We start from the raw sequence: 10,229 nt of genomic DNA on the forward strand, positions 1-10,229 counted from the left end.
CAAGCAAAAAAATACCCTCATACCATGTGGTGATGAGGGTATTCTGACGCCGTATAAGGATCGGTCAACCGATCGCCAAAATTCTTAACTGATCGGTGTTAGCCTCAGGGCGCCTTTTTTATTGTCTTTTTGGCAGTGACTTGTGCCGTAGTTTCCATTGAATGAAACCATGTCCTCACGATGATTAGTGGAAGCTAATACTGCTATATTTACATATGCCAGTCTGATCCACCATGTTGTCGGCTTCATCACAGAATTCAATAAAAACAGTGAGCTACCGGCAGCCTAATACCCTGGGTCGACTTGCGGCAAATAGCCGGATAAAATTCCATAAAGGTTTCAATTGAAACTGGTTTTTGCTGTTGAAAGGCGTGATGATGAAGGTGCTGGTTGCCACATTTTCGCATAAAAATGGTCAGTTTCTGGCAGTTGAATGCTGAAATTGTTGCCATATTAAAACAGGGGGTTGGCTGTTGTTATTTGGCAGCCATAGTACAGACCAGATCGATAACGTAAATATCTGGTCAGACGGCATCCAGTAAAAATAGATCTTAATAATTCAAGTTTATCAGTGTTTTAGTCTCAGGCATCGCTTGCGCCTAGCCATCGTTATTATGGGGGGCAAGCGACAATGTGGTTGCACAGCGAACAGTCTAATCAGCTGTTTATTGACGGCATGATAGCAGTTAACTGCTGTGACCTGCCGGTATGCCGAGGGGATGATCGCTGACAGCTTGAACAAATAAAGCAATGAATATTGCTAGGCAATGTTGAATAAGTTGACTACTATCACATTGTATAAACATTGTGATAAACTTGTTCACACATAATTCGTATAAATGTCAACAATCGCATCAGGGTACTCGTAGAATGACCGACTTCCGTCAAAAAGCACTCGATTATCATGCTTTCCCGACTCCGGGCAAGATCTCCGTTGAAATCAGTAAGCCGGCAGAAACCGCCCAGGATCTCGCCTTAGCCTACAGCCCGGGTGTGGCCGAGCCAGTGCGCGAAATCGCCGCTGATCCAGACAATGCCTATAAATATACCGGCAAAGGCAATCTGGTTGCCGTTATCACCAACGGTACTGCCATTCTGGGTCTGGGTAACCTGGGCCCATTGGCTTCCAAGCCAGTAATGGAAGGCAAGGCGTTACTGTTCAAGCGTTTCGCAAACATCGATTCGGTTGATATCGAAGTTAAGCACCGCACTACTGAAGAATTCATTCAGGTAGTCGCGGCCATTGCCGACACCTTCGGCGGTATCAACCTGGAAGATATCAAGGCACCAGAGTGCTTTGAAATTGAAAAGGCACTGATTGAGCGTTGTAACGTTCCTGTATTCCACGATGACCAGCACGGTACCGCCATTGTTACCGCCGCCGGCCTGATCAACTCGCTGGAAGTGCAAGGCAAAGACATTGCCGATGCGCAGATCGTTTGTATGGGTGCCGGCGCCGCCGCCGTTGCTTGTATGGAGCTGTTGATCAAGTGTGGCGCGCAGCGTGAAAATATCTACATGCTGGATCGTAACGGTGTGATTCATACTCGTCGTGATGATTTGAACGAGTATAAGGCACTGTTCGCCAACAACACCGACAAGCGCACGTTGGAAGACGTTATCACTGACGCCGACGTATTCGTAGGTGTTTCCGGCCCAGACGTATTGCCAGCCGAAGCCGTTGCTCTGATGGCCGACAAGCCGGTTATTTTCGCCTGTTCCAACCCGGATCCAGAAATCAAGCCAGAACTGGCGCATTCTGTACGCCAGGACCTGATCATGGGTACGGGTCGTTCCGACTATCCGAACCAGGTGAACAACGTATTGTGCTTCCCGTTCATCTTCCGTGGTGCTTTGGACGTTCGCGCTTCCTGCATCAACGACGAGATGAAAGTGGCCGCCGTAGACGCCATTCGCGCGCTGGCCAAAGAGCCGGTACCACAGGCAGTACTGGATGCTTCTGGCTACGAAAGCCTGACCTTCGGTAAAGACTATGTGATTCCAAAGCCAATGGACCCACGTCTGTTACCTCGCGTCGCTCGCGCCGTGGCCGTGGCAGCAGTAGAGTCCGGCGTTGCCGGCATCGAACTGCCAGCAAACTACATGCAGGATTAATTCCACGCATGATATGAAAAGGGGAGCTTCGGCTCCCTTTTTTGATCGCACAAGCCTTTCGGCAGCTGCAAGCCTTCAGCCAAATAAAAGCACGGCTTCCGGGCGTGCTTTTTCGTTGCTATGCTTTGCCGTTGTGCTTATTTTGTTCGCTTCACTCTTACCTTCTTTTAAGGTAAACCCCGGCTTCCATGTGATGGGTGTAGGGGAACTGATCAAACAGTGCGAAGCGACTGATGGTGTGGGTCTGAGACAGGGTGTCCAGATTCTGGCGTAGCGTCTCAGGGTTACAGGAAATATACAGAATATTATCGTATTCCTGCACCAGCTTGACGGTTTCTTCATCCAGGCCGGCCCGCGGTGGATCCACCAGTATGGTATTGCACTCATAGCGGGCTAAATCGATGCCCTGCAGGCGACGAAACTCGCGCACGCCCCGCATGGCCTGGGTAAATTCCTCTGCCGACATCCGCAAAATGGTCACGTTATCGATGTGGTTGGCGGCAATATTATATTGAGCCGACTTCACCGACGAGCTGGAAATTTCGGTCGCCAATACGCGATTGAAGTTTGGCGCCAAAGCCAGTGAGAAGTTGCCGTTACCGCAGTACAGCTCCAGTAAATCACCGCTGGCACCCTGGGTGGCGTCGAGCGCCCAGGACAGCATCTTTTCATTCATGCGACCGTTGGGCTGGGTAAAGCTGTTTTCTACTTGCTGATAAATCAGCTCTTTCGTGTCAGCCTGAGTGGCCACCTGCAGCTTTTCAATAACGTAATCCTGACCCAGCACCACTTTTTGCTTTTTAGCGCGCCCAATAATGCTGGCATTGATGCCCTGTTGTTGTAACTGTTCGCGCACCGTTTGCATGCCTTGCTGCCAGGCGTCATCGAGTTGGCGATGGTAAAGCATGCTGATCACCAATTCACCGCTGAGTGAGGATAGAAAGTCCACCTGAAACAGCTTATGGCGTAGCACCAGATCGGGTTTGATGGCTTCAAGCAGCAAGGGCATGGCCTGGTTGATCAGAGGCGAGGCAACAGGAAACTGTTCGACGCGATATTTTTGCTTGGTCGCCTGGTCGAACATGATGTAATACAAATCATCTTCTTGATGCCACACCCTAAACTCGGCGCGCATGCGATAATGTTCGGGCTCAGAGGCAAACACATCAAGCTGGGGTGGATTAAAAGGCGCAAAGGTATCTTGTAGCTGGCGTGCTTTGGCATCCAGCTGGGCCTGATAGGTGTGCGGGTTAACCACTGTGCTCATGATGTGCCTCTCTTGAAAACGAAGCGCGAATTTTAGCACGCCCGGAGCGGATGTGTGTAACGCCAACGCAATGCTGGCGGTCGTGTCCCGCTTTTGTCAGACTGCGCCACTATTTGAATGCATTGGGCATTTTTAGTTACACACCAATAATGAGAGACCGTCATGCGTCGCAAAAAGCCGGAAGATCTTCGGGAATGGTGCTACCCCTTTATTTATGAAACCCGCCTTACCTGCGATTATGAAATTCTTACCGACGAACTCTGTTGCCATATCGGCGTGGTGTTATCTCTGTTGCCGGAGGGCTGCGAAGATATTCAGGCCGATCTGGAGCAGTTACAGCCGCTCATTTACAACCTGAACGGCTCGGTGCGCGGTAAAAACGGGATTTTCGAGCAAGATATCGAGTGGTTGAAAGAACGATATACTCATTATCAGCAGGCAAGTGAGGGGCGAGTGACCGGGTTTGTGCTGCCCAGAGGGCCAGCCCCGGTACCGCAGCTGCATTTGTGTCGCTGCACTGGCAAGAAGATAGTGCGCATGCTGGTGCGGCTGGAAGAAGAAGGCAGAAAATTCGACGAAGTATTACCACGATTCGCCAATGTACTGGCCAATTTCTTCTTCGTGCTTACCGTCGCCATCAAGCATCGTCAGAACGTAGCTGAAGTTCCCTACATCAGTATCAACTACTAAGCCGAGATTGCAGGTGTGGAGACAGGAATTCGACCGCAGGGTGAAGACCGCGGTCGAGTCTGTTATCAAGCAACTTATGCATGTGTTGCTTCAGTTTATGTTCATGATCTTTACTTGCGCAGAGTGATCACTTTGCCTCAGCGGATTTTCGATACGGGTTTTCTGGTCGTTGTTCGGCGCGCAGCGGTGGCCGGCGGGCGTCTTGCTTGGGCCCATAGGCGCTGCTTAAATATTCCAGAATGGTGTTTTCTGTATCGGAGTCAAACTCCCATAGCCCCTGGGATTCTTGCATCCAGCGGATCAGCGATAACCAGTGTTCACGGCTGCCGCTGTTTTGCGTGACCAGACTTGCCGAATGACAGGCAATGCAATTATTGCGCACGGTTTCCCAACCCGGCGCAATAATAAAACCGGTTTGCGGGTCTTGCTCGGCGGCTAACGCAGGGGCCGCCGACAACCCCAGCAATAACAAACTTACAGCAATAGGGTGTGCCATTATGCCTCCTAGACAATTTGTACCGCAATGCGATGGCAGGCGTTGTTCAAATATCCCTTGGGATTCCAGCCCGGCACCACCATAGGTTGTGCTTTGCCTTCGCTGTCTACCGCTCTCGCCCAGATTTCATAGTAGCCTTTTTCGGGAAAGGTCAGTTCGCTCTGCCAGTGCTGCCAGGCCAGGCGATTGGCCGGTGAGCGCAGCTCGGCTTTTTGCCAGGTAATGCCAAAGTCGATGGACACGTAAAAATCGCTCACTTCCAGATCGCCCGCCCAGGCATGCCCACGAACAGGCAAAGGTTCGCCCAGTTGATGAGTAATGCCGGTTTTAGGAAAGGTGATTAAAGATTTAACCGGCATGGAGCCGATGATTTCCATGTCTTCATTGGGTACTTGAGTACCGGGTGCGACCGGATATTTGGGCACGCTGTAAGAGGGGGGGGCCATCTTGTTGCCGTCGTGTACCTGGTTGCGGATCACGATCTTTTTTAGCCATTTACCAGAGGTAGAAGCGGGCCAGCCGCCACACACCAGCCGTAGCGGGTGTCCGTTCAATAAGGGAATATCTTCATCGTTCATGGCCCAGGCAATCAGGGTTTCATCCTCCAGCGCCTTGGACATAGGTACACCACGGGAAATCGCTTCTTTGCTGGCATCACCGCTGGGATGCAGGTCTGCGCCATAATAGCCGATATAAACGGCGTCTTTTTTAATGCCGCAGGCCTCCAGCACGTCTTTCAAACGTACACCGGTGAATTTGGGGCTGGCTACGGCACCTGTGGTCCATTGGTTACCACTGGCTGCGGGTACGTATTCGCTGCGGCCATTGCCGCCACATTCTACGGTGAGCTGGTAGCTGTAATGTTTGAAACGAGATTTCAGTTCGGCAATGGTGAAGGTGGTGGGATTTTCACAGGACTCACCGGCGATTTCCAGCGTCCAGCTTGCCGGATCCAATGATTTGCTATCAGGCACCAGACCATTGTTACGCACAAACATATGTTTGGCTGGGGTTATTTCGTCATCCAGCAGATGAGGCGGAGTTTCGGCGTTAAGTGGCCTATCGTTCAGAATCATCAGGCCTTCTTTACCAGGAATGGTAAAAGGCGCATCGGACTGGGCAAAAGCGGCAGGGATCAATCCTGCCGGCATATTTTTAGAAAAAGGTATGCTGGCCCCGATGGCGGTGGCCATGGCCAGCAGGCCACCACGTTTAAGAAACCCTCGGCGGCTGCCTTTGTCGGTTTCACGGTTCCATACCAGCTCATCGGCTTTAATGGGATCTTCTGCGTAAAGTTCATGCAGGCCTCGGCTGGGCTGGTCACTGTTCTTCTTTGCATCGTTTGCCATTTTGTCTCTCCTTGTACGCACACCGCGCATAACCATAACCATAGTTGAAGCAGCCTAGCAAAAGACAATATGTTGCCGTTATGTAAAAGTGATGTGATTGCGATCCAGGTCATATTCATTTTTATAAGGAAACATGCATATTTTCCCTCTGTATGTGCATATACAGCTGATAAGGCTTTCCCCTATAATGCCCGCGCTTTGGTGCCTTTAGGCATAAACGGGAATCCGGTGTAAATCCGGAGCTGGCGCGCAGCGGTAACGAGGAACGACACGACACGGGGTAACCCAGGCACTGCCTGATAAAGCGGGTGGGAAGCCGTCGTTTAGGTGAGCCAATAGATTAAGGCTCGAGCCTCCAAGCCCGAAAACCTGCCAAGGCGTTCACAGGAAGGCCAACAGGCCATTACTACGCGTACTAGGAAGTAATTACATGTCTAAAATATGGCTGGCAGCCGCATTGTTGCCATGGGCGGCGTTTGCCCAAAAAACCACTACCTCTCAAAATGATGATGCCACCGACATCACCATCTACAGTAAAGTCAAACAGTCTGCCACCAGCGCCCTGGCGCCAGTAGAAGTAATCACCAAAGCCGATATCGAGCGCCGCCAGCCGCGTTCACTGGTCGATCTGCTGGAAACCCTGCCCGGTATGCAGTTTGGTAGCCAGAATGGGGGAATTGGCCAGCAAACAAGTTTGTTTGTACGCGGCACTAATTCCAATCACGTGCTGGTGTTGCTCAATGGCCGCCCCATGGCGCAGATGGTAAGTGGTAATGTCGACTTCAGCCAGCTGCCCATCAACAACGTTCAGCGTATCGAATATATTCGTGGTCCACGCGCCGCTATTTATGGTTCGGGAGCAATCGGTGGTGTGGTGAATATTATCACTATATCTCAGGTCAATAACAAACAGCTGAGTGTGACCACCGGCAGCAACGACTACTATGCTACTGATGTTTCGATTAATCAGTGGATAACTGAAGATACTCGCTTACAGTTGGGTACTGGCTATCGTGAAACTCGTGGTTACGATGTCCGGCCTGCCCCGGGCAATACCGAAACCGATCGGGATGGCTTTGCAAGTAAGAACCTAACTTTGGGTATTGAACATCAGTTGAATCAGTCTTGGATTTGGGATGCCAACTTTAATGGCTGGGAGAATAAGACTGATTACGATAGTGGTGGTTTTGGTGCTGATACCAGTGACACCCAAACCTATCAAATTGATAGCGGTGTGCAGTATCAAGGCCAGCAATTAACTGGTCAGCTAAATGCGAGCTATGGTGAACATGAATTAGAAAGCTGGGCGAAAAAAAATGGGCGTAACTCCGTTTCATTTAGTAATACCAGCACCGCTACCACTCGTATCGATGGCTTAGTACAATACAGTTATTCTGAACAGGGTTACGGATTAGTAGGGATAGACTGGCAGCAAGATCGTTTATTATCTAAGTCTACCGAATTCACTGCTCCTGATCGTGATAACACAGGTATTTTTGTTTCCGTGTTTCATACTTGGTCACCGATCTCTTTTGAATTAACTGGTCGCGTCGATGACAATGAGCAATTTGGTACTCATGGTACTTGGCAAAGTGCATTAGCTGCTGATTTATCAAAGCATACTAAAGCTATTCTAAGTTATGGTACTGCTTTTAAGGCCCCTAGTTTTACTGACTTACGCTATTTAACTGGTGAGCCAGAACCTGAAGAGTCTGAAAGTTTAGAGTTGTCATTGCTAGGTAACTATCCATTATTTGATTGGGAAGTTAACTTCTATCGTAATGATATTAAAGGGTTACTGTTTAGCCAAACGCCGACTAAAAAAGACAATACAGATGCAGTTATTAAAGGTGTTGAGTTTGTAGTTAAAACCAATACAGGTCCAGTGCATCATACTGTCAGTTATGAGTATACAGATGCCGAAGAGCGACGAGTACCCAATCAAGGGAAGCAGTTATCTAATCGGGCCAAGCGTAAAGCTAGCTGGACAGGTGATATAGACGTTGCTAATGTTAACTTATTTGCTCAAGTCTTGTATGTGGGTTATAGACAAACCCCAGATGCTAATTCGTTTGCAAGTACATATACGCCCCCTTACACCATCTGGAACATAGGTGCTCGTTATCCGTTAACGCAACAGCTGACCCTTAACGGTAAGATCAATAATCTGTTCGATAAAGATTATCAAGTGGTCAGTGGCTACGACGCTCCCGACATGGAATTCTACGTCGGTGCCGATTACCGCTTCTAATCGCACTAAACATCGATGAACAGTCTCAAGCTGGCCTAGTGCCGGCTTTTTCATTGCTGGTTTTGGCGCTATGATACGGCTCTTGCATAGCGAGGGCGGGCAGTGGCAAACATTCTTATTTTTGACTCCGGTATGGGCGGCTTGTCCGTGTATCGAGAGCTCCACCAGACCCTTTCGGGTCATCAATATCTATATCTGTTCGATAATGCCTGTTTTCCCTATGGCGAGCTGACCGAGTTTCGGCTGGTTGAACGAGTCGTCGAGTTGTTCGAGGCCTTTGTGGCACGCTATCCAGTCGACATCGCCATTATTGCCTGCAATACCGCCAGTACTCATGTATTGCCCGCGTTACGGCAACGATTGACCATTCCCGTGGTGGGGGTAGTCCCAGCCATCAAGCCCGCGGCGGAATATAGCCGACAACATCAACAAGCGAGCAGGCTGGGCCATATTGGCTTGTTAGCCACGCCGGGTACCGTCTCTCGTCGCTACACTGCGGAGTTGATTCAAAACTTTGCCGCCGATCTGCAGGTATCCATGCTGGGCACCACAGAACTGGTAAAAATGGCCGAAGACAAGCTGTCTGGCCAGCCTGTAGATATGCAGCAACTCCATAAGGTATTGGCCCCCTGGGCTGGTGAGCAGGGGCCAGACACTTTAGTGCTGGGGTGTACCCATTTTCCGCTGTTGGCTGCCGAAATTCGCCAATGCTTGCCCAATGCCAAGTTGATTGACTCGGGCGCGGCGATTGCGCGTCGTGTGTCCAGCTTACTGGCGGAGCTGCAGGGTGAGGAAGGAGAAGCAATGGGTGAGCGGAGTATTCAGAAAGGACGACTATTTTGTACCTGCCTAACAAAAAAAGCCCGGCTACAGGCCGGGACTTTTAGTAAAGAAGGGTTTGGCGAACTGGGGTGTTTTACACCTTAGTCAATCAAGACGGTTCGCCGTTACCTTCTTCATCATCTTTACGCTCATTGGCTTCTCTTACCTTCAGCGTGCGCTGCTGAAACTCCGAATCGTTTAATGCCTGTTGTGCTGCCATGGCAGCATCACTTGGCATTTCAACAAACCCAAAGCCTCTGCGCTTGCCTGTGTGCTTGTCTTTCATCAGCCTGACCGATAATACCTGGCCAAAGCCTTCAAACAGTGCTCTTACAGATGCCTCATTAGCGCGGTAGGGCAAGTTGCCTACATATAAGGTAGTAGTGGGAATCGCCGCAGGCACGGGAGGGCGGGTGAACAAAGGAATCAAAAAACCGCCCAACAACAAGCCAAGTGCAAAAAGAACGGCAGCAGAAAGTGAAGGCGCAGCCCAACCAACAACAAAATAGCCGACCAAGGCCAACACAACGGCATAAAGGGCAGACTGAATATAAACAGGATACTGGGATAACTTCATCGGCAGTCCAATCTCAAAGTGGATGAATGTGCATGGTATGACCACGTTAATCTAACGCAGCACAGACCATCGACTACAGCATAGCCTCAATTGAGCTATGGAGTAATGCTTGTCGTCAATATGCGTGATAAATGTGATCTAAAAAGTGTTGTTGGTGAAGGGCGAAGGGTTATGGATGAAGGGTTAAGGTGAATTTCAAGTTCAAAGACATCTTTGGCACGGAACCCACAAAAAAAGAAGATTAGCACTAAAACGAAGAACGAACTGACCCTTAGCCCTTTACTACTTACCTCTGTTATCGCTCTTCGTCCGTGGTTTCTGTGGATTCCGTGGCAAAATAGCTTAAGGGGGTTGGTCTTATGTTGCCGCTTTACCCCTTACGCTCCACTCTTTACTATCCTTTCTTGTGGGTAACTCTGTAGATAACATGTGCCAATGCTGGGTGTTTGAGCAGTCAGTCACCTAATGCGTATTTTTATCACAAAAGCCCTTGCGCTAAATCTCTCGCTCCCTATAATGCGCATCCACTGACACGGGGCAACACGCCCACGGTCACAAGGGTTTGAAGAGAACGACACAAAGTTTGAATCAACGCTTGACGAACAATACGGAATGCGTAGAATACGCATCCCTGACCTGAAACAAGGTCACAGCAAACTGTG

Annotated in this window: 8 protein-coding genes and 1 riboswitch; of the genes, 4 read left to right on the top strand and 4 right to left on the bottom strand. The window is 49.8% G+C overall.

Features of this window, described 5'->3' with window-relative positions:
* The first annotated feature begins 870 nt into the window (after positions 1-870).
* Entirely contained in the window at positions 871-2,115 is a 1,245-nt protein-coding gene (locus tag IEW52_RS15145; protein ID WP_188630922.1) for a malic enzyme-like NAD(P)-binding protein, read from the top strand.
* A 157-nt stretch (positions 2,116-2,272) separates the two neighbouring features.
* Here the strand turns inward: IEW52_RS15145 and trmA are convergent, their stop codons facing one another.
* Positions 2,273-3,382, bottom strand: coding sequence for a tRNA (uridine(54)-C5)-methyltransferase TrmA (gene trmA, locus IEW52_RS15150; protein ID WP_229667992.1), 1,110 nt, complete (start codon positions 3,380-3,382; stop codon positions 2,273-2,275).
* Between the two features lie 162 nt (positions 3,383-3,544).
* On the opposite strand from trmA, the gene IEW52_RS15155 reads away from it, so the two are divergent.
* Positions 3,545-4,072, top strand: a complete 528-nt coding sequence (locus IEW52_RS15155; protein ID WP_188630923.1) for a cobalamin adenosyltransferase family protein — start codon at positions 3,545-3,547, stop codon at positions 4,070-4,072.
* Between the two features lie 127 nt (positions 4,073-4,199).
* Here IEW52_RS15155 and IEW52_RS15160 read toward each other — a convergent pair whose 3' ends face one another.
* Together IEW52_RS15160 and IEW52_RS15165 are read right to left on the bottom strand one after the other, a co-directional pair.
* Positions 4,200-4,568: a hypothetical protein gene (locus IEW52_RS15160; protein WP_188630924.1), complete on the bottom strand. Its 369-nt coding sequence runs from the start codon at positions 4,566-4,568 to the stop codon at positions 4,200-4,202.
* 8 nt (positions 4,569-4,576) lie between these two features.
* Positions 4,577-5,917: a sulfite oxidase gene (locus IEW52_RS15165; protein WP_188630925.1), complete on the bottom strand. Its 1,341-nt coding sequence runs from the start codon at positions 5,915-5,917 to the stop codon at positions 4,577-4,579.
* 182 nt (positions 5,918-6,099) lie between these two features.
* Positions 6,100-6,308, top strand: a riboswitch (cobalamin riboswitch).
* Between the two features lie 39 nt (positions 6,309-6,347).
* Between IEW52_RS15165 and IEW52_RS15170 the strand changes: the two genes are divergently transcribed.
* Together IEW52_RS15170 and murI are read left to right on the top strand one after the other, a co-directional pair.
* On the top strand, positions 6,348-8,168 hold the full coding sequence (locus IEW52_RS15170) for a TonB-dependent receptor domain-containing protein (RefSeq protein WP_188630926.1): 1,821 nt from the start codon (positions 6,348-6,350) through the stop codon (positions 8,166-8,168).
* Between the two features lie 102 nt (positions 8,169-8,270).
* A complete protein-coding gene (murI, locus tag IEW52_RS15175) occupies positions 8,271-9,095 on the top strand; it encodes a glutamate racemase (protein WP_188630927.1) in 825 nt (274 codons plus the stop codon).
* Between the two features lie 4 nt (positions 9,096-9,099).
* Here murI and IEW52_RS15180 read toward each other — a convergent pair whose 3' ends face one another.
* Positions 9,100-9,567 (bottom strand): RNA recognition motif domain-containing protein, encoded by a 468-nt coding sequence (locus tag IEW52_RS15180; RefSeq protein ID WP_188630929.1) that lies wholly within the window; start codon positions 9,565-9,567, stop codon positions 9,100-9,102.
* Positions 9,568-10,229: the final 662 nt, after the last annotated feature.

The organism is Oceanisphaera marina (assembly GCF_014643915.1).
Classification (GTDB): Bacteria; Pseudomonadota; Gammaproteobacteria; order Enterobacterales; family Aeromonadaceae; genus Oceanimonas; species Oceanimonas marina.

Coding starts and splice junctions, on each gene's coding strand:
- IEW52_RS15145 (WP_188630922.1), top strand. CDS start 871: ATGACCGACTTCCGTCAAAAAGCACTCGATTATCATGCTTTCCCGACT.
- trmA (WP_229667992.1), bottom strand. CDS start 3,382: ATGAGCACAGTGGTTAACCCGCACACCTATCAGGCCCAGCTGGATGCC.
- IEW52_RS15155 (WP_188630923.1), top strand. CDS start 3,545: ATGCGTCGCAAAAAGCCGGAAGATCTTCGGGAATGGTGCTACCCCTTT.
- IEW52_RS15160 (WP_188630924.1), bottom strand. CDS start 4,568: ATGGCACACCCTATTGCTGTAAGTTTGTTATTGCTGGGGTTGTCGGCG.
- IEW52_RS15165 (WP_188630925.1), bottom strand. CDS start 5,917: ATGGCAAACGATGCAAAGAAGAACAGTGACCAGCCCAGCCGAGGCCTG.
- IEW52_RS15170 (WP_188630926.1), top strand. CDS start 6,348: ATGTCTAAAATATGGCTGGCAGCCGCATTGTTGCCATGGGCGGCGTTT.
- IEW52_RS15180 (WP_188630929.1), bottom strand. CDS start 9,567: ATGAAGTTATCCCAGTATCCTGTTTATATTCAGTCTGCCCTTTATGCC.